The sequence below is a fragment of the Streptomyces sp. CB01201 genome, assembly GCF_002803085.1.
Classification (GTDB): domain Bacteria; phylum Actinomycetota; class Actinomycetes; order Streptomycetales; family Streptomycetaceae; genus Streptomyces; species Streptomyces hundungensis.
On record NZ_NNBJ01000034.1, the window covers coordinates 14,084 to 32,026 of the forward strand.

The 17,943-nt window shown below is 67.8% G+C and carries 16 protein-coding genes and 4 pseudogenes; 7 read left to right on the forward strand and 13 right to left on the reverse strand.

Going from position 1 to position 17,943, the window contains the following annotated elements:
- Positions 1 to 22: 22 nt before the first annotated feature.
- Both CG740_RS38695 and CG740_RS38700 read right to left on the reverse strand, forming a co-directional pair.
- A complete protein-coding gene (locus CG740_RS38695) occupies positions 23 to 1,771 on the reverse strand; it encodes a TniQ family protein (protein WP_100580018.1) in 1,749 nt (582 codons plus the stop codon).
- The gene (locus tag CG740_RS38700; RefSeq protein ID WP_234376754.1) at positions 1,764 to 2,057 is read right to left on the reverse strand and encodes a hypothetical protein; all 294 of its coding nucleotides are present in this window, start codon (positions 2,055 to 2,057) and stop codon (positions 1,764 to 1,766) included. Before CG740_RS38700 ends, CG740_RS38695 begins: the two co-directional genes overlap by 8 nt.
- 53 nt (positions 2,058 to 2,110) lie before the next feature.
- Here CG740_RS38700 and CG740_RS38705 point away from each other — a divergent pair, with 53 nt between their 5' ends.
- A complete protein-coding gene (locus CG740_RS38705) occupies positions 2,111 to 2,419 on the forward strand; it encodes a hypothetical protein (RefSeq protein WP_100580019.1) in 309 nt (102 codons plus the stop codon).
- Positions 2,420 to 3,045: 626 nt separating this feature from the next.
- Here CG740_RS38705 and CG740_RS40135 read toward each other — a convergent pair.
- From CG740_RS40135 to CG740_RS38735, 7 genes and pseudogenes are all read right to left on the reverse strand, one after another.
- Complete coding sequence (locus CG740_RS40135) at positions 3,046 to 3,249, reverse strand: hypothetical protein (protein ID WP_159030557.1); 204 nt, start codon at positions 3,247 to 3,249, stop codon at positions 3,046 to 3,048.
- 504 nt (positions 3,250 to 3,753) lie between these two features.
- Positions 3,754 to 4,521, reverse strand: a pseudogene (locus tag CG740_RS38715) (transposase).
- A gap of 64 nt (positions 4,522 to 4,585) precedes the next feature.
- Positions 4,586 to 5,089: a DinB family protein gene (locus CG740_RS38720; RefSeq protein ID WP_100580021.1), complete on the reverse strand. Its 504-nt coding sequence runs from the start codon at positions 5,087 to 5,089 to the stop codon at positions 4,586 to 4,588.
- 124 nt (positions 5,090 to 5,213) lie between these two features.
- A complete protein-coding gene (locus CG740_RS42060; RefSeq protein WP_100580022.1) occupies positions 5,214 to 5,609 on the reverse strand; it encodes an H-NS family nucleoid-associated regulatory protein in 396 nt (131 codons plus the stop codon).
- Positions 5,610 to 5,665: 56 nt separating this feature from the next.
- The gene (locus tag CG740_RS40140; RefSeq protein ID WP_159030558.1) at positions 5,666 to 5,848 is read right to left on the reverse strand and encodes a hypothetical protein; all 183 of its coding nucleotides are present in this window, start codon (positions 5,846 to 5,848) and stop codon (positions 5,666 to 5,668) included.
- A gap of 1,035 nt (positions 5,849 to 6,883) precedes the next feature.
- The gene (locus CG740_RS38730; protein WP_100580023.1) at positions 6,884 to 7,579 is read right to left on the reverse strand and encodes a response regulator; all 696 of its coding nucleotides are present in this window, start codon (positions 7,577 to 7,579) and stop codon (positions 6,884 to 6,886) included.
- On the reverse strand, positions 7,576 to 8,808 hold the full coding sequence (locus CG740_RS38735) for a sensor histidine kinase (RefSeq protein ID WP_100580024.1): 1,233 nt from the start codon (positions 8,806 to 8,808) through the stop codon (positions 7,576 to 7,578). Before CG740_RS38735 ends, CG740_RS38730 begins: the two co-directional genes overlap by 4 nt.
- Positions 8,809 to 8,992: 184 nt before the next feature.
- On the opposite strand from CG740_RS38735, the gene CG740_RS40145 reads away from it, so the two are divergent.
- The 4 genes and pseudogenes from CG740_RS40145 to lgt all read left to right on the forward strand — a co-directional run bounded on the left by CG740_RS40145 (position 8,993) and on the right by lgt (position 11,812).
- Entirely contained in the window at positions 8,993 to 9,499 is a 507-nt protein-coding gene (locus tag CG740_RS40145; RefSeq protein ID WP_100580025.1) for a DUF1453 family protein, read from the forward strand.
- 225 nt (positions 9,500 to 9,724) lie between these two features.
- A complete protein-coding gene (locus CG740_RS38745) occupies positions 9,725 to 10,273 on the forward strand; it encodes a TetR/AcrR family transcriptional regulator (protein WP_100580026.1) in 549 nt (182 codons plus the stop codon).
- A gap of 202 nt (positions 10,274 to 10,475) precedes the next feature.
- A complete protein-coding gene (locus CG740_RS38750) occupies positions 10,476 to 10,844 on the forward strand; it encodes a DUF4260 family protein (RefSeq protein ID WP_234376755.1) in 369 nt (122 codons plus the stop codon).
- Between the two features lie 75 nt (positions 10,845 to 10,919).
- Positions 10,920 to 11,812, forward strand: a pseudogene (gene lgt, locus CG740_RS38755) (prolipoprotein diacylglyceryl transferase).
- Here lgt and CG740_RS38760 read toward each other — a convergent pair.
- Positions 11,744 to 12,251 (reverse strand): annotated as a pseudogene (locus tag CG740_RS38760) (transposase family protein); the annotation flags it as partial. The pseudogenes lgt and CG740_RS38760 overlap by 69 nt on opposite strands.
- 182 nt (positions 12,252 to 12,433) lie before the next feature.
- Here CG740_RS38760 and CG740_RS38770 point away from each other — a divergent pair.
- Positions 12,434 to 13,190 (forward strand): annotated as a pseudogene (locus CG740_RS38770) (transposase family protein).
- 881 nt (positions 13,191 to 14,071) lie between these two features.
- Here the strand turns inward: CG740_RS38770 and CG740_RS38775 are convergent.
- A complete protein-coding gene (locus tag CG740_RS38775; RefSeq protein ID WP_234376756.1) occupies positions 14,072 to 14,260 on the reverse strand; it encodes a hypothetical protein in 189 nt (62 codons plus the stop codon).
- Between the two features lie 879 nt (positions 14,261 to 15,139).
- Positions 15,140 to 16,177: a saccharopine dehydrogenase family protein gene (locus tag CG740_RS38785; RefSeq protein WP_199846716.1), complete on the reverse strand. Its 1,038-nt coding sequence runs from the start codon at positions 16,175 to 16,177 to the stop codon at positions 15,140 to 15,142.
- 128 nt (positions 16,178 to 16,305) lie between these two features.
- On the opposite strand from CG740_RS38785, the gene CG740_RS38790 reads away from it, so the two are divergent.
- Complete coding sequence (locus CG740_RS38790) at positions 16,306 to 17,241, forward strand: helix-turn-helix domain-containing protein (protein WP_100580029.1); 936 nt, start codon at positions 16,306 to 16,308, stop codon at positions 17,239 to 17,241.
- Positions 17,242 to 17,334: 93 nt separating this feature from the next.
- Here the strand turns inward: CG740_RS38790 and CG740_RS38795 are convergent, their stop codons facing one another.
- Positions 17,335 to 17,745, reverse strand: a complete 411-nt coding sequence (locus CG740_RS38795) for an Imm10 family immunity protein (RefSeq protein WP_100580030.1) — start codon at positions 17,743 to 17,745, stop codon at positions 17,335 to 17,337.
- Positions 17,746 to 17,943: the final 198 nt, after the last annotated feature.

The following is a 17,943-nucleotide window of genomic DNA, read 5'->3' on the forward strand; positions in this document are numbered from 1 at the left end:
CGTGCTGGACTAGGAGCCTTCGTTACGCCGCGTAGTGGTTCAGAGCGTCGGGGCGGGAGAGTTGGAACCACGTGTTCGCCCGGCGCTGTCGCCAGGTTTGGCGAGTGTCCGGGGGCTGATCGGCCTCGATGTGCCGTGGTGCGAAGAGCGGCTCGCCGCAGGTGGCATAGGCCCAGACGAACGCGGATGCTTCCTGGCGTACTCGGTCGTCCAGATTGGGGCGGACGGGGCCAGGGGCGGGTGGAAGCCTGGTGATGATCTCGTTCCAGGTCTCGGACGGCAGGGACCAGTCTCGCAGTACTTCGCGTCGGAGTTGGTAGTTGGTGGGGTTTGTCCCGCGGTCGAGTTCCTCGGCCAGGTTGTGCAGAGCGGCGTTGAAGGCATCCTGCCCGTCTCTGAGCCATCGCAGGAGCGTGCTCGTGGCCGCGAACTGGCCTCCAGCAGGGTTGATGCCGAGGAAGTCCGCGGCGTCACCTCGTGCCCTGCCAGATGCCTGTTGGACGAGGAGGACGGCTGCGAGACGGCGTACGGACTTCGCTTCCGCGTCGATCTGGAGCGGTGCGAGATGCTCCTGATACCAGCGTTCTTCCAGGAAGGCGGGAATGTGTTCGGGACGGTAGCTGCCGGTGCGGTCAGGGATCCGGGTTCCGCGTGGTCCGGTGCGCCGGTATGAACGGACTGAAGGGGCGGCGGCTTGCCGTACGAGTGCCGAGCAGTTGGAGCTGTGGCGCTCGAAAACGTAGGTCCAGGGAATTCGGCTGGGCGGGCCGTTCCTGACTGCCTGCGTGTGCTGGTTCAGCAGGCCACGAAGATGGGGGGCTTCGCGGAGGCTGGCGGCTGCAGTCAGGGTTCCGGCCGTTGCGGTCGGGTCTCGTGGAGGCTGGTCATGGGCCTGGCGTTGGCCTGCGCCAAGGACTCGGATGTGCGCGGCGACCGCGTCGCGTGCGCCGGGCGGGATCAGCTCCTGCCCGAGCGGCCAGGACACGCAGAGGAGGGCGACGAGAACGCGCAGGTCACTGAAGTAGGAGACAGCGTCCCCGGGTGGGCAGCCGGGGCCGAGGTGATTCAGGATCCGCAGCTGGGTGTTCAGCATGGGCGGATCGGGGCGGAGCCCGCCGCCGTGTTCGAACTGGTCGAGCTGGTCGAGCCGGACCCCGCAGGAGGGGACGGTCCGTCCTTGTGACCGGGACTGGCCCACGGCTGGGAGACGGCACTGGGCGGGCTGCAACGTGGTGTCCGCAGTCTGCGTGATCAGGTCCGTGATCGCGCGCGTGAGCTCGTGAGGTTGCGGGCACCGGTGCTGAAGAAAGACGCGGTGGTCAGGGCAGACGAAGGCGATCGGCAGGTGCCAGAACTTCCTCCATGAGCCTCCGTGGTCCTGCTGGATGGGGCTGCCGTCGCTGGCCAGACACTGGGGGCAGTAGCGAGGAAGATCATTGAACAGCCAGTCATCCCGGGATCCGGAGACCGGGCGGCGAAGCGCCCGTGCGATGGGCGGGTAGCGGTGTTGCCAGGGAACGAGTGTCAGCGATCGGGCTTCGTCACTGCTCAGGTGTGTCACGCGGGCGAAGCCGTCGACATCGAGGTCGAGCAGGAGCCGACGTCCGAGTCGCGTGGCCGAGGGTGCGGCGGTGCCGATTCGGCGGGCCAGTTGGATGGGTGAGAGGCGGAGCCGGTGGGAGAGTCTCAGCAGGTAGCCGCCGAGGGACTCGCCGGGTAGTGGGTCGAGGCTTCGCGTCAGCGGTCGGGTGTGGGCGGTGGGCTCAGCCATCGGCGGCCGGCCTGTCGCCGTGGTCGTCGAAGACCGTGTTGCGTGGCCTTCTTCCGACTTTCTTCCCCTGCTGTCGGCGAGGCTTGACGTTCGGCGGGATCTCCGGGACCTCGCCGGCCTCCGGATCGAGATCGGTGAGATTGCCCAGGCGAATGGAGGTGCGGGCCAGCAGTTCGGGCGTCAGCCGCTCCTCGCCGCTGGTGATCGCTTCCGTGCAGCCGTCCTCGATCAGTCGGCGAAGCAGTCCGACGATGCCGTGGGTGCGGCGGAACAGGTACTCGGGCATGCCGCCTGTGGTCGCTGGACAGCTCCTACGAGCCTGCCCCGCAGGAGCTCTACATGGACATGTTGTCCACTTCTCCCGGATGGAAGGCCGGTGGCTGGACCCGCTGGGGCCTCAGCGACCCCGTGCCCCGCATTTGCCCAGAATGCGGCACCGAGGCAGTCCCGCTGCTGACGATCGCCACCACCGAATGGGACGACAGCGACAGCTGGGAGCCCGAAGAGGACCGGGCGAACCCTGTGCCGCTTCTCCCCGGCATTCCCCCAGCGAACTTCACCAGGATCGACATCGCCCGGGGCTACGACCTGCAACTCCACATCTGCCCGGTCTCCCCGGACCATCGCCACATCGAACTGATTCAGTGAACCGGAATCCCCCCTAACCCTCCAGCAGGTGGCCGGGCGGACTGAGTACTGCCAGGATCGCGAGCCACTCCGCAGAGGCGGCGCATCTCAGCTTGCTGTATTAACCTTTGGCGGGCTATCAGGGCGTGGTTGCCGCTGGAGCCAGAGGGGTGTTCAGACATTCGAGCGCGGACCGGCGCATGACTTGGCAGAACCCTTGCCATGAGCAACTCGTACGCGCAGGCAGTGCTCAGGACGACGAAAGTCTGCGAGGCACTGCGTGTCGCTGGGCAAGGACCCGACGACGACGCTGGGGGTCCCCCACCCGGGTCCACGGCACATCCCGCTGCGCAGGGAGCAGACCCCGTGTCAAGGGCGCCCGGTCGCCTTGGTCGGGCACATCCCGCTGCGCGGGGAACAGACTCCGCCTCGGACGGCACCGAAGTCCTGCATGGCGGCACATCCCGCTGCGCGGGGAACAGACACGGGCAGCAGGTGGCGGGCAGCCGGTCGGGGCGTTTCTGCTCAGCCCAGCCTGAGCCCGCGGCGGGCCGGATGCCGAGCGGGCCGAAGCACTGACGGAGATCGTCAAAGTCCTCATGCGATAAGGCCCCGGCCTCGTCCGTCAGGAAACGCGGCCCGCGAGGTCAGGAGTTCGAGCAGTCGTCCTTCCATACGCCGCCCTCACGCACCCAATTCCTTCGCTTCTGTCCCGTCTCCTTGTCATAGTCGTAGGACACCACCGCGTGGGTCCCCGACAACTGGTCTATATGGACGGTCTTGACGGGTATCGCGCCCCACTGCTTGTGCGTCACGTCCGCTACTGCGGCGACCGTCTTGAGTGACGACATCGACTGACACCGCTTCGACATGAGCCGCCAAGCGGTCGTAGCGTCCGGGGCCGTAAGCGCCTGCCCGTAACTCCGCACAGAGTTCTCCAGGACCGCATCGTGGTACTGGGAGCTCTCCTCGTTGGAGCAGGCAGATGCACCGAGAGCCAGGAACAAAAGGCCAGCGGCCGGGACAGTCATGCAGACACGCAAGAGATCTCTCCTCGGGATACGGGACGGCCGAGTCACGACTTCCACCACGGTGAAGCCGTCGGCACGGAGCATCTCATTGTCTGTGTGGCTGCGAACCCACCCAGCCGGTCCAGATCGAGAGTGCGGTTCGCCAAGTAGAAGGCGAAGAGCCGGGGCGAAGCGGGCGCGTCGACAGAAAGATGTTCCACCAAGGCATCGCGCGCAGCGCATGGGCCACCTTGGCGAGATCTTTTGAAGACACCACCTAAGGCTTGTCCCGTAAATGATCTTTTACGAGTGCGAATGTGGTTGGTGACCGGTCCGGCCGCTCGCCTATCCGGCGAGGTTGAGGTTGTGCAGGCGGGCGATGCCGAGCATGGCGTGGTGGACGCCGTCGCCCTTGAGGCGGCAGTCGCGGAGGATTTTCCAGGTCTTCATGCGGGCGAAGACGTGCTCGACGCGGGCGCGGACCTGTTTGTGGGACTTGTTGTGGGCCTGCTTCCAGTCGGGCAGTTCTTCACCTTTGCCTCGGCGGTGGGGCATCACGAGCCCGGTGCCCGGATAACCGCCGTCGGCGATCGTCATGGTCTTGCCGACCGCGACCTTCACGCCGGACTCCTCCCACGCCTTGCAGTCGTTGCGGTTACCGGCCAAAGGCCGGCCGACCACCACGACGAGCCGGGTGTCGGCGTCCATGACCACCTGGTGGTTGGTGGAGTACCGGTAGTTCTTGGACTGCTCGGCGATGGTGCGGTCGCGGGTGGGCAGCAGGGTGCCGTCCACGATGAGCACAGCATCCTTGCGGAACCGCTTGCGGGGCTGGAGCGCGAGCAACGGGCCCAGGTTGTCGATGAACCGGTCGGCCGCAGACTTCGAGACACCGAAAAGAGGGGCGAGTTGGCGCATCGTCAGATTTGTCCGCCAGTAGGCTGTAACCAGCAGGACACGATCCTCCAACGGTAGGCCCCACGGGCGCCCGCGCTACAACCTGGATGCCATCTGGTGCCGCACCGCCGTGACCAACTTGCCGAAGCAGCGTGGGCTCAGCCCGCTGAAGGGGACTATCCAAGACGGCTCCGACGCCGTGATTACACCAGTCACGGCGTGATCATCTCGTACTGCTTCAGGCCGGATACACGGGTCGCGCAGATCCGGCCCGCGCGCCCTACTCGCCGACCGCCCCGTCGATCGCTTCCCGCAAGAGGTCGAGATGACCGTTGTGACGCGCGTACTCCTCAATCATGTGTGTCAGGACGTAGCGCAGCGAGATGGTCTCACCTCGAAAGGCCACCGTGTCGTCGAGGGACTCGAAGGAGTCCGTGACGGCACGGGAGCCCTCACATGCCTCTCGCCAGAGCGTGAACGCCTCGTCCACGTCTGCGTCAGCCACGAGAAACTCACCGGAGACGCCGTCGACCGCAGGCCACCGAGGCGTGAGCTGTTCTTGGTTCAATATGAAACGGAACCACATGGTCTCCACCTCGGCCGCGTGCCGGACGAGGCCCAAGAGGGTCAGACTTGAGGTCGGAACGGCTCTTCGCTTCAGCTGGTCGCTGGTCAGCCCCTGGCACTTCATGGCCAACGTGGCGCGCTGATAGTCGAGGAACGAGGTGAGCGAAATCCGGTCGTTGGCCACCTTGGGAGGAAATATCCGCTGGTCATCCGTCATCAAGCGATCATGGCAAAGACCCGTTCTGTGAAGCCATCAGGTCCGGGGAGTGGACACGAAGCCGCACGCGAGGCGAACGAGGTTTCACAGACTCTGTGACCATAGATCGTTTACGGGACAAACCTTAGCCTCGGTCGCCTGTCGCCTCGATGTAGGCGCGCTGGACTTCCTTGGTGATGCGTCCTCGGTGGGCGGGAGGGGTGGGGTAGCCGTGGTGTGCTGACCACGTTCGGATGCGGGTCATTCGTGCTTGGTACCGGGCTTCTGTCGCATCGACTACGGCGCACGCTGTCAGGTCATGCCCGAGTGCCACCAGGTCCCATGCCCACTGCGGGGTGTCTCCGCGGCCTGTCCATGTCTGTTCACGGTTCGCCGGATTGTGGAACTTCCATACGCGACGGCCGTGTTGGCGGTCCGCCCGGCGCGCTGCCGTTCGGATCTCCCGTACCACGGCGGCGGCAGACATGGGGCGCGGAGCTCCCGAGGGTTCTGCGTGACTGAAGATCGCTACACGTCGCATAAGACGAGCCTAGCCACGAAGCGCCCACGGGGCCGCGCGTAGTGGGGATTTGGTAGCTATCGGCGGTCCTCGCCGCTGCCACCATCCCCACGTCGCCAATGCTGCAAGAGTTCCTTGCGGTCGCGGGAGTTCTGAGGCCAGACGTGGCGCACCAGGCGGGTTACTCCGGCGACGATGGTGACGAGCACGACGACGGCGAGAACCGCCCACCACGGGGCGCCCTCTGGGAGTCTGAACATGATGGTTGAGCCTTCCGACCTTGCAGGGTCAGCGGGCTGTCTACGCAGCGAGTACGACGCTCCCCAGCGTGCTGCGCTGATGCCCGCCCCGATGGATGTTCACGGGGAAGGCAGGGTTCGGCCCTCGGGGGATGACTTCCGGTGTTCGTTCGAGTGGTACCGGCGCCCACAAGGGCAGGTCGGTTGCTGCGGTGCGGCCAAGGAGACCGGACAGCACGCGCAGGCGTAGGCGTACAAGAAAGCCGATTAGACGAGCGATCAGCTCGGCCAGTGCCCTTAGGAACTCCCGGGCGGCCCGGCAACGCTCCTCAGCGGTGCTTGCGGTACGCATCCCGTACGCGGCTGCGTGGAGGCGAGACCGAACACGGTCGCTGGCGATAAGTTCCGCTGCGCGCTCGTCCCAGGGTACGGCGGAGCGGAGGGCGCTGAGACTCGGCCAAGGGCCGGTCCCCTCCGCGTCACCAACGATGTACCGGTGGTGCTCGTCCAGGAGGATTTGCTCAAGAGCCTGCTCGATCAGCACACGTGGTGTGTAGTGCCAGGGTGGCTGGGTTCCGCTCTCTTCCATGACACCCCCTTCCCGAGGCTCTGAACAAATGTAGCGGCTGCCACTGACAGCGGTGCAGTCTCTCGGGAGGCAATCCCCCTGCCGCGCAAGCCCCCCCCCGAACGTCTGTCCCGGTGGGGCGTCTTCAGGCTGCCCTCGTCGCTGGTACTCACGAGACCACAACGCAACGGCCAACCATGCTTCCGGCCTTGCTCATCGAGGTCACCCCGCATGACCTTGCGGTTCAGCCTTCCTGCTCGAAGCGACGTCGCTGCGTTTGACCACCGTCAGTGCGATACGCAGGACTCTGCGGGCGAGGTGGACCACACGCCCGCTGTAGCCGCCGTCGGACCACATCAGCGAGATACGCCATTGCCGCTTCCGCACATGGTGGCGGCCGCGTGCGGACCGCCACCAGATGTCCCGGGTGTCGCATCCGGGTCCGTCGTGCCAGGCGGCCCTGCTCAGCTACGTGCCCGACGCGCGGCTCACCCGGCGGGCCGGCCAGAGCGCACGCCGTCCGCACTGGGCCCGAAACCGTGGGCATGGGCCCAAGCGACGGCCTCCGCGCGGGTGCGGACCTGGAGCTTGGCGAACAGGTGGTTGATGTGGGTCTTGACGGTGGCCTCCCCCACCAGTAGGCGGCGGCCGATCGCGCTGTTCGACAACCCTTGGGCGAGCAGCCGCAGTACCTCGGACTCGCGCGGGGTCAGCAGGCCCTGCGACGGTTTGGCCTGCCGCCGTTCGGTCGCATGGTCGGTGCCGCGCATGGCGGCGGCCAGCAGCCGCTCCTGGACGATCGGGTCCAAGGTGGTGTGCCGGGCGAGCGCGGCCTCGATCGCGCGGACGATCTCGGCCTTGCCGGCGTCCTTGGTCAGGTAGGCGCGGGCGCCGGCCTGCAGGGCGTCGAGAATCAGCTGATCGTCCGCCATGGTCGTCAGCACGACGACGGCCACGTCCGGGTGCGCCGCCACGATCCGGCGGGTGGCCTCCACGCCGCCCATCCCCGGCATGCTCAGGTCCATCAGCACCGCGTCCGGGTGCGTTTCGGCGACCTGGGCGACGGCCTCCTCGCCGTTCGCGCACCCGGCGACGACGTCGATGCCGTGCATCATGTCCATCAGCGTCATGAGGCCTTCGCGGACCACCTGCTGATCGTCGACGACCACGATCCGAGTACTCATGCGGGCACCTTCGCCTGCACGCGCCACCCCTGCGGGGTGGGGCCGGCCGTCAAGCCGCCGCCGACCAGCAGCAACCGCTCACGCATGCCGGCCAGACCGTAACCGCCGTCCATCCCCGCTACACGGGGCCATGGGCCGGCCTCGCCGCCACCGGAGCCGGCGGGCCCGGACAGCACGGTCAGCCTCACCTGGTCCTTTTCGTAGTCCAAAGTGACGGTCAACTCCTGTCCGCGGGCGTGCTTGGCGGCGTTCGCCAGGGACTCCTGGGCGACTCTCAGCAACGCTAGCCCGACGTCCGGTTCGAGAGCGCGGGGGGTGCCGACCGGTGTGAAGGTCGCGGGCGCGCCGGAGTCGGTGCGGTGGTCGTGGACCAGCGCGGCGAGGGCCTCCGGCAGGGGCGGGGTGTCCGCACGCAGAACTGCGATCGCGCGGCGGGTCTCGGTCAGTCCGTCGACGGCGATCCGGCGGGCTTTGTGGACCCGTTCCACCGCCTCTTCGGTGCGCGGCGGATCCGCAGTGAGCAGCGAGTCGGTCACGTCCAACTGCACCGCCAGGGCACCCAGCGACTGAGCCAGGACGTCGTGGATCTCCCGCGCGACCCGGGTCCGCTCGGCCAGCGCCGCGGCCCGCTGTTCCTCTTCGTGAACGCGCCGGGTCTGCAGGAGCAGTTGCTCCGCCTGCGCGTGCTGAGTCCCGATGCTGCGCCGGGTCGCGCCGGCGAGCTGACAAGCCAGCAGGGCGGCGATCCAGGCGGCGACGCGCGCCCATGCCTGCCCGGGGTAGCCGGCCACGATCCCGCCGATCGCCAGAGCCAGGACGTTGGCCGCCAGCACGGCCGCGCTGACCAGCGTGGACAGGATCGCTCCGGACGACACCGCCGCCATGCCGACGATTGCCGTGGCCAGCATGGCCTTGGGTTCGAGGGTGACCAAAAGGTTCCCGCTGATCATTGCGACGCCGAGGATAGGCACCGCCAACGCCTCGGGCACCGGAGATCCCGCCCGGAAGCCGGCCGCGCACCACAGAGCCCAGGCGCCGCTCATCAGCACCACCAGCGCCCAGGTGGTGGCGGACCAGACAAGCCCGTCCGAGAACGGCAGGCCGACCAGCACCAGAGCCAACCCGAGCCCCCGGGGCAGCACATGCTGCCAGAGGTCAGCACGCGCCAGGATCGGTCGCGGTGGCACGGGGTGCGCCGGCGGCGGCTTGACTTCGGTGGTATCGACCATGGTTTCAGCTTGGCATGCACCTCTGCCCCGCAGCCGGGTCGGGGTCCGCCGGCAGGTGGAGAAGGGTGGAGAAGGGTGGAGGTATCCGCGCTCCACCCTCCTCGGCTCCTCGGCCGACGCCCGGACCATGGCGGTGGTCCGACGCTGTGTGGACAAGAACCCCCTTCACCTATCGGCGGAAACCATGTCCACCTTGCAGAGCGCTCTCCTCATCAACGTCGTCGTGCTGCTCACGACCCTGCACGCCGACCTCGGCACCAAGGCGGTGAGCCGCGGACGCCTGCTCCGCCCGCTGATCGTCGCGGTGATCATCGTCCCCGTGTTCGTCCACACCTTCTTCGACAACGGGATCGGCCTAGCCATCGAAATCTGCGGCCTCGCGGCCGGTGTGTTGTTCGGGCTGGTCGCCGTCAGCCAGGTCCAGGTTTTCCGGGAGCCGGACGGCCAGGTCGTCGCCCGGGCCGGCCGCGGCTACGCGACGCTTTGGATCGGCCTGATTGTCGCCCGCTCGGTGTTCTCCATCGGCGCCACCTACTGGTACGAGTCCGAGCTGGGCCGCTTCTTCCTCCGGCACGGCGCCCTGCCTCAGGACATCGCCTCGATCGTCACCAACGGGCTGGTGTTCATGGCGATCGCCGCGCTGCTCACCCGCTCGGGAGCGCTGAAGGTCCGCGCCTCCGGGCAGCCCTGAGTCCCGGCCTGCCCCGTGGCCAGCGGCTGCTTCGTGTTCAACGGGTGCGACTCTCCTCGGGTGAGCTCGCCGGTCAGGCAGTGAGTTCACCCCAGCCGTCCTTGACGACTAACGCCGGTAGCCGTAGCTTGGCACCCCATAGCTAACGGCGTTAGCCGCGTTGATCATTCGCGAAGTGAAGGGGCTGCAGTGAGCACTCCCACAGGCGAACCCGGGCGGCCCGTCATGGCCGACCGTGCGCGGCAGGTCATGGCCGCTGCCCGGCAGTTGCTCGATACTGAAGGGCCGGAGGCGTTGTCCATGCGACGCATTGCCGAGCGCGTCGGCATCCGGGCGCCTTCTCTGTACAAGCACTTTCCCGACAAGGCCGCTGTCGAGGCGGGGCTCCAAGCACAGGGGATGGTTCGCCTGGCGCAGGACATGGAGGCTGCTGAGGCCGAGATCGGCGACGATCCGCCCCTGCTGGTGCTCGCGAGCGCCTATCGGCAGCATGCGCTCGCCAGTCCGCACCTCTACCGCCTTACCCACACTCGGCCGCTCGCCCGCGCTGCGCTCCCCGAAGGGCTCGAAGACCGCGCGGCGATGCCCCTGGCCCGCGCGGTGCATGGCGACATCGATATCGCGCGGACGTTCTGGGCGTTCGCCCACGGCATGGTCATGCTCGAACTCGACGGCCGATTCCCGCCCGGCGCCGACCTGGATGCCGCATGGCGCACCGGCTGCGAGGCGTTCGCCCAGGCAATCCGGATCAAGAGCCGGGGAGGCAGCGCATGACCGCCGTTACCCAGGGGACCCGCTCCCGGGTTCGCCGCCCGCACTGCCAGCTACGTACCCGCTGCGGTATGGCGCCTCGCGTTCGCCGCCGGAAGGGTAGCTGGGCTCAGACAAGAGTCTCGTCATCGTCCTCCCGCCGAGAGTGAGCCGGAGTGATCTTGTGACATCCCCTACGGCCCGGGGAGCCACCCGAAGCTCGACCTTGGTTTCCGTCCGCGGCGCCTGGGCACTGTTCGGCGCATTTCTGTTGTTCTGGCTCGTGTTGGAGATGGTCAACCACGGTGGCGGGACGATTCTGCTGGGGATTGTGGGCGTCTTCGCTCCTGACTTGACGCTCTTCATCGGGCCGCCGGGGGAACACGAGCCCGGGCAGCTCACCCGCCGCCGGGTGCCCAGTTACAACCTCGTCCACCGGCCGATCGCGCCCGTTCTGTGGCTCGTCGTCTGCGTTGTGCTGCCCGACCCGCCTGGCACCGCGCTGTTCACCTTGGGGCTCGCCTGGCTGCTGCACATTTCCCTCGACCGCGCGCTCGGCTATGGGCTTCGCACCGCCGACGGCTGGCAGCGCTGAGCGATGGCCGAACGGCCCGCGCCTTCGGGGCGTGGCACCCGATGCCCTCCACGACCTCGACCAAGGCTCTCGATTATGGATCTCGCTTACCTTCCCAGCCCTTCAACCGGGGTACTGCACTCGGCCCGGTGCCGTTGAGGGCGTACGCCTTCTGCATCATCCTCGGCGTGTTCGTGGCCGTCTGGCTCGGCAACCGGCGCTGGGTCGCACGGGGCGGGGACCGGGGCGTCATCGCCGACATCACCATCTGGGCCGTGCCGTTCGGCCTCGTGGGCGGACGGCTGTACCACGTGCTCACCAGCCCCGACGCGTACTTCGGCAACCACGGCGAGCCAATCCGGGCTCTGTACGTGTGGGAGGGCGGGCTCGGTATCTGGGGCGCCATCGCACTGGGCGGCCTGGGCGCGTGGATCGGCTGCCGTCGCCGCTGCATCCCCCTTCCCGCCTTCGCGGACGCCATCGCCCCGGGCATCGCCGTGGCCCAGGCGATCGGCCGCTGGGGCAACTGGTTCAACCAGGAGCTCTACGGCCGCCCCACCACGCTCCCTTGGGGCCTGGAGATCGACCGCGCACACCGCCCATTCGGAATGCTCGACATTGCGACGTATCACCCCACCTTCCTCTACGAGTCACTCTGGGACATAGGCGTAGCCGCACTGGTCCTCTGGGCGGCCCGGCGGTTCGCACTCGGCCACGGCCGGGCCTTCGCCCTGTATGCCGCTGCCTACACGGCCGGCCGATTCTGGACGGAGTACCTGCGCATCGACGAGGCCCACACGTTCCTCGGCCTGCGCCTGAACGACTGGACCTCCGTCGTGGTCTTGCTCGGCGCGATCGCCTACCTCGTCGTTTCGGCCCGCCGCCTCCCCGGCATCGAGGACGTGTCGCGGCCCCAGAGCGAGGGCGTTGACGATGCCGTGTTCGCGAGCCGCGCGGACGTCGTGGACGGCGCCGGGCAAGGCTGGTGACGCCCAGAGCAGCCGGCCGAAGGGATCGGCGAGGATCCGCACGTTCATGCCGTCCCTCTTGTGCTTCCCCGAGTAGTAAAGCCGGTCCTCGGCGATCCTTGGTTGATCGGTAGCAGGGTCCCGTCCAGCAGCATGAACGCCTTCGAAGACCCTGTCCGGTCCGTCTCTTCACGGGTCGGAGCGAGAGTGGCTAGAACCTCGACGGCCTCGGTGATGTACCGGTACGCGGTCGTGGTCCCAATGCGCGGTCCCAATGCCGAACCCAGCCGCGAGTTGGGCATACGGGTGGCCGTTGGGGAGATGGGTGAGCCTGAGCAGAGCCTGCCCCGGCACTCAGGCGCCGCCAGCGGGTACCAAACTCCCGGCGGTGCTGGCGGAGCTTGGCGGACAGGAAGCGCAGGGCAGAACTGGACACGTCCACACCTGACGGGTAGACAATCGTAGGAAGCCTCTGGTGGAGACGGATTTCTCGGTCGAAAACCCACCTATCAGAGGCTTCACTGAGCCCTTTTCAACCTGCCGGTGAGGCTGTGGTGTTGGTCGGTGTGGGCTGTACGGAACGACGAAGCTCCTGGTAGACGGGTTCTCGACCAAGATCATCCGTGCCGCCAGGAGCTTCGCGTGCTTGTCTACCCGTCCTCGATTGATCTGTCCAGCCGCAGCCTGCAGCACCTGACACATAGGCTCGCTGTTCGGCGACGGGAGATCGGTACGCGGTGGAGACGACTGCCCGCCGGTCGTCAGGCCCTGCTCGCCCTGGCCCACCTTCGGTGCGGCGACACCTACGCCCAGCTTGCCGCCGGATTCAGGATCGGCATCGCGACCGTCTACCGGTACATATGCGAGGCCATCGAAGTCCTGGCCGCTCGCGCACCGACCCTGGCCGCGGCGATGGAGACGGCCCGGACGAAAGCCTTCGTATCCTGGACGGCACGCTGTTGCCGATCGACCGGATCGCCGCCGACACCCCCCCTACTACTCGGGAAAACACAAGCGGCACGGCATGAACGTCCAGCTCCTCACCGACCCGTTCGGCCAACTGCTCTGGGCGTCACCAGCCCTGCCCGGAGCCACCCACGACCTGACCGCGGCCCGAAGCCATCTCATCGTCGACACACTCGCCGCCGTGGGCCTGAAGTGCTGGGCGGACAGGGCCTACCAAGGCGCCGGTCGCCACATCCGAGTGCCCTTCCGGGGCCGCCGGCTCAAGCGATGGAAACGACGGCACAACAGCAGCCACGCCAAGATCCGCTGCGTCGGCGAGCAGGCCATGGCCGTGCTGAAGGGCTGGCGCCTCCTGCGGAAGCTCCGCTGCAGCACCAACCGGATCACCGACATCGTGAAGGCAGTCCTCGTCCTCCACCACGCCTCAACATGAGGTTGGAAAAGGCTCACTGTCTGTCAGCCCAACTGCTCGCCTCACCTGGCAGGTTGGCAAGACCTCACTGCGCCCTGTGCATGTGACGCTCGTAGAATCCCAGCATGCCCTCCCCGACAGCCCGACGCCCCTTGCTCATTGCTCTGCTGGTCGCGGGACTGGCCGCATTCGGCTACTACGCTCTGCAGCCCGTACGGGAAGCCTGCACGCTTACCTCTGAGCCGTATGGCTCCACCTTCACCCCAAACAGCTCCCACACCTCCGGCAGTGGCCGGTGCGGCGAAGAGCGCACGCGCTTCATGGCCTGGCTCGATGGATAGGCACACCCACCGGATGAGATCGACCACCTCCGGAAGCCGATGCAAGCCGCTGCCTGGCAGCCGCTGCGTTGACCCGATGGCGGGTCAGGCCCCTGTTCAACCGCGTTTTGGAAGGTGGCCTGCCACTCGATGCGAGCAGTACGGGGCAAGCTGACTGGTCAAGTTAGAAAAGGCTCACTGCCTGACCCGAGTTCTGCGCCAGAGTAACGGGGCATGGGCGCGCTTGGGGTGGAGAGCTGCTCAGCCGTTGCTCCAGTCAAGGCCGCAGATGCGGTCTGGGACGGGCATGCCGAGGTTGCCCAGGCGCTGATCGCAAGCGTCCTTGAGACCGCGGTGAGGACCCATGCCAGAGCCTGGATCAGGCGTACGTTCCCTTGGCCGAATACATGAGGAGCACTGGGGACCGCACATCACAGCACCCTCGCCAGCTCGACGAACGGACCGGGTTCAAAGGCCAGAACATCAGCGGGCAGAGGACACCGTGCAGCGTTCACGTTGCCCCGCCGCCAAAGGGCGAATCACCCCGCCGGGAGCGGAGACGTGCCCGGCCGCGCGGCCGGGCTACCAGCGGCGTAGGTCCGTGGTGAGTTCGCGGTGCCACTCGGTGCGACGCTGCACGTACACATCGGGCACCGCACCGAGCGCGACGCCCTGGTCCGTGATCCGGTAGGTGAACCAGTGGGCCAGGACCAGGGCGGCATGGTCCATCCGCTCCCACGTCTCGCCCGCCGGCGGGACGGAACCGAGCACGGGTCACGAACTACATGGGCAGCAGGGCGCGGTCGCGGACCGCGTCGGCCAGACGGCCGCACAACAGCCACTTCAGCCTCCGCTCAGCTTTGTCGCCCTGCTCGATCAGCGACGCCTTCGCATGCCGCAGAGTGTCGTCCAGGGCCAGTGCGGCCCGCTCGGCCCGGGCGGTGTCGGCCAGCTTCTGAGCCCGCTGATACGCAATGATCGAGCGGACAGCCTTACGACCGCCGTGCGTCGAGGAGCGGAGACACGCCGTGGATGAGACAGCACGAATGACCGGCGGCCCACTGGACGGGCAGACCGTAGAGCTCCAACCCAGCCCAGGAGCACAACGGGGAATACGGCGGCCTGTCCGGCGGGGGACACCAGCCCCGGTGCCCCCGCCTACGTGCGCGACAAACTCGGCCAGGGGGTCTGGCACGGTAAACCCTGGCCATCGACTGAGCATGCCCGCCGCGCCGCGCTTCGCCCATGCCGTTAATCCCCGTTACGGCGTCAGGCTCTGTCCGCGGCACCGGTCGCTCGGAACTCCTGGGTCATCAAGTGCGCGATGCGCACGTCGTGAGGCCAGGGCACATCTTTCCCGTGCATCCGTCTCGCGGGGGGAGCACCTGATATGTGTGCCGGGACAGGGACACAACTACACCCTGCTGAGACCGTGTTCGGGCATTCCGTGTCAGGGGTCCTCACTTCGGCGAGGAACGAACCCTGACATTTGAGGACTTGAGCCTACTACGGCATGCCCCATCGCGCGTGCCGCTGTCGGCAGGTCGGGCCGTTGGCCCTATGAGGGTGAAGAGGTGGTTGCAGGGCTGCACCTTCCATGTGTAAAGGGCCAGTTGGAAGGTGGCTCCCGGTTGTCGTGGCGCCGTGTGGTCAGACGTGGTGTGTGTGGAGGCCGAGTGTGATGTGTGGGGCGAGTGCTGTGAGGAAGTCGGGTGCGTCGAAGAGCTCGCCGGCGGATGCGACGCCCGTGGTCTCGATATGGCCGGTCAGGACACGTTCCAGGGCCTCGACCACGAGTGGTGCGGTGACGGCGTAGATGTCCTGGCCGCTCGCCGTGGCCCGGCGTTCGGTGCGGCCGGAGCGGACGACGGCGTCCACGAGGAAGGTCTGGTCGGAGCGGCCGCTCGCGTCGGTGGCGGTCGGGGCCGGGGTGTCGGCGGATGCGATGTCGCGGACCGCCCCGGTGGTCATGTAGGTGGTCACGTCGGGGATGGACAGGTGCTGGGGGACGGTGACGACATCGGCCATCGTGAACTCCTCGATCACTTCCCGGACGCCCAGGGGTTCGGGGAAGGTCCACTCCAGGGTGGGTGCGGCGTCGGTGAGGCGCTCCCACTGCCCGCCGCGGTAGCGCAGGCGGGCCTCGCCGCGCCGCTCGCGGGAGACCGCTCCGGACCGGCGGGTGCCGGCGGTGGGCTGCCAGCTGCTGAGCGCGTAGGCGATGTGGGCCTCGTCGGCCGCTGCCCAGTCTCCCATCGCGGCGGTGGCCAGCAGGTCGCCGAGACCGCCGAAGAAGGCCATGGCCGGGACGATGATCGCCCCCGCCTCGTGCGCCCGCTCGCGGTAGTCGGCGAAGGTGTCCAGATTGGCCTCCAGTTCGGCGGCCACGTCCAGGTACGGGATCCGCGAGCGGAGCGCGGCTTCGATCACCGGGCCGGTGGTCGTCGCGAAGGGGCCGGCGCAGATGATGACCGCTGCCGTCCCTTCCAGGGCCCGGTCCAGCGAGCCCGCGTCCTCGACCGCCGCCACGCGGGGTTCAAGCCCGTACGCGTCGGAAAGCTGCTTGAGTGCCCGGGGATTGCGTCCGGAGGGCGCCGGGGCGAATCCGCGTGCCGCGAGCTCCGCGACCACGAACCGCCCGGTGTGACCGTACGCACCGAACACCGCCACCCGCTGACCCAACCCCATGGCACCGCTCCCCTACCTGCGGACTCCCGCTGCGGCGACGATCCGCCGCAGCCCGACACCCTCATCCTGTCCGCACGACGGCACCTTCTGCGAGCGTCGGAAATGACATGGCGCGTACAGTTTCGGACATGCCTGCTGTTGCGGTGGCCGTCACGGACGGCATGCTCCCCTACGAGCTATCCACGGCCATCGAGATCTTCGGCTCCGACCTGACCCATATCGTCGACCCCTGGTACGACTTCTCCCTGTGCGGGAGCGGCCCAGTGAACGTCGGCCGCTTCGGCCTGGAGCCCGACCACGGGCTCGGCCACCTCGCCCACGCCGACACGGTGATCGTCCCCAGCTGGGCCGACACCGATCGCGATCCGCCCGCCGACCTGATCGCGGCGGTGCGGGCCGCCCACGAGGCCGGCACCCGGGCGGCCTCGCTGTGCACCGGCGCCTTCGTACTCGGCGCCGCCGGCCTGCTCGACGGCAGACGTGCCACCACCCACTGGGCCCACACCGCAGAACTGGCCCGGCGCCACCCCGCGGCCACCGTGGATCCGGACGTCCTCTACATCGACAACGGCGACGTCCTCACCTCCGCGGGCAAGGCCGCCGCCATGGACCTGTGCCTGCACCTGGTCCGGCTCGACCACGGCGCCGCCAACGCCAACAAGATCGCCCGCCGCCTCGTCATCCCGCCCCACCGCGACGGCGGCCAGGCCCAGTTCATCGCCACCCCCCTGCCCGAACCCGGCCACCACCCCCTGCGCGATCTGATCCCCTGGGCCCTGGAACGCCTCGATCAACCCCTCACCGTGGAAGACCTGGCCCGCCAGGCCGGCATGAGCTCACGCCACCTCGCCCGCCACTTCAAACACCTCACCGGCACCACACCACTGCACTGGCTCCACACCCAGCGCATCCGCCGCGCCCAGGAGCTCCTGGAAACAACCAATGCCACCGTGGACACCGTCGCCGCGGCCACCGGCATGGGCACCGCGACCACCCTGCGCCGCCACTTCCACCGCAGCGTCGGCGTCTCCCCCGACACCTACCGCCGCACCTTCCGCACGTGACCCCGACGACGGCGGCCGGACCACCGGAGCCGCGCCGGGGAAGCAACTTCCCAATGTCGGCTGTCAAGCGCGGGTGAGGCCCTACTCCTCGGATCAGACCGCCACTCGGGTAGGCAAGGCATCCGGCCTCCCATAAGCGAGCACCTGAGCGAGGGTTTCCCGGAACCGGGCCACGTCTTGCGCAGGCGCTTCGATGGCGGCCTCGATTTCGCTGTCCTCCAGCCGAAGGTCCGCCAGTGCCTCGGGGGCCAGCACGACGCGAAGGACATTGCCCTCCAGGACGGCTTCGCGCACGCAGCCATAGGCAGTCCCCTGCCCGGCCGTGACCAGGCAATGAGTGTCCATCCCCAGGACGACTTCCTGATCGTCGGGATCTTCCTCGCCCGCCATGAACGACAGGATGAAGCCGCTGCCGTCCTCGGCCTCCGAGAGGCCGGCTTCGGTGAAGTAGCCGTCGGGATCGATCTCAGCTCCGGCGACGCGGGCGGTGAATCGGAATGTCATGAAGAGGTTCTATCAAGGCGGTCAGACAGGGAGTGGGGAGCGGACATCTGCACCACGAGGTCCAAGGAGGAACTGCTTCAGACCGCTCTCCTCACTGGGCCAGCCGGAGCCGGTGCTGCGTCCTCCTCGATGCCGTCCTAGGCCGTGTCCGTAAAGTCGATGGTTCGTTGCTCCGTTCGTGGTGCGTCGACATGAACT

Bases quoted from the DNA above. Each gene is read 5' to 3' on its own strand.
- CG740_RS38695 (WP_100580018.1), bottom strand. From the start codon at position 1,771: ATGGCTGAGCCCACCGCCCACACCCGACCGCTGACGCGAAGCCTCGAC.
- CG740_RS38700 (WP_234376754.1), bottom strand. From the start codon at position 2,057: ATGCCCGAGTACCTGTTCCGCCGCACCCACGGCATCGTCGGACTGCTT.
- CG740_RS38705 (WP_100580019.1), top strand. From the start codon at position 2,111: ATGGACATGTTGTCCACTTCTCCCGGATGGAAGGCCGGTGGCTGGACC.
- CG740_RS40135 (WP_159030557.1), bottom strand. From the start codon at position 3,249: ATGTCGTCACTCAAGACGGTCGCCGCAGTAGCGGACGTGACGCACAAG.
- CG740_RS38720 (WP_100580021.1), bottom strand. From the start codon at position 5,089: ATGACGGATGACCAGCGGATATTTCCTCCCAAGGTGGCCAACGACCGG.
- CG740_RS42060 (WP_100580022.1), bottom strand. From the start codon at position 5,609: ATGCGACGTGTAGCGATCTTCAGTCACGCAGAACCCTCGGGAGCTCCG.
- CG740_RS40140 (WP_159030558.1), bottom strand. From the start codon at position 5,848: ATGTTCAGACTCCCAGAGGGCGCCCCGTGGTGGGCGGTTCTCGCCGTC.
- CG740_RS38730 (WP_100580023.1), bottom strand. From the start codon at position 7,579: ATGAGTACTCGGATCGTGGTCGTCGACGATCAGCAGGTGGTCCGCGAA.
- CG740_RS38735 (WP_100580024.1), bottom strand. From the start codon at position 8,808: ATGGTCGATACCACCGAAGTCAAGCCGCCGCCGGCGCACCCCGTGCCA.
- CG740_RS40145 (WP_100580025.1), top strand. From the start codon at position 8,993: ATGTCCACCTTGCAGAGCGCTCTCCTCATCAACGTCGTCGTGCTGCTC.
- CG740_RS38745 (WP_100580026.1), top strand. From the start codon at position 9,725: ATGGCCGACCGTGCGCGGCAGGTCATGGCCGCTGCCCGGCAGTTGCTC.
- CG740_RS38785 (WP_199846716.1), bottom strand. From the start codon at position 16,177: ATGGGGTTGGGTCAGCGGGTGGCGGTGTTCGGTGCGTACGGTCACACC.
- CG740_RS38790 (WP_100580029.1), top strand. From the start codon at position 16,306: ATGCCTGCTGTTGCGGTGGCCGTCACGGACGGCATGCTCCCCTACGAG.
- CG740_RS38795 (WP_100580030.1), bottom strand. From the start codon at position 17,745: ATGACATTCCGATTCACCGCCCGCGTCGCCGGAGCTGAGATCGATCCC.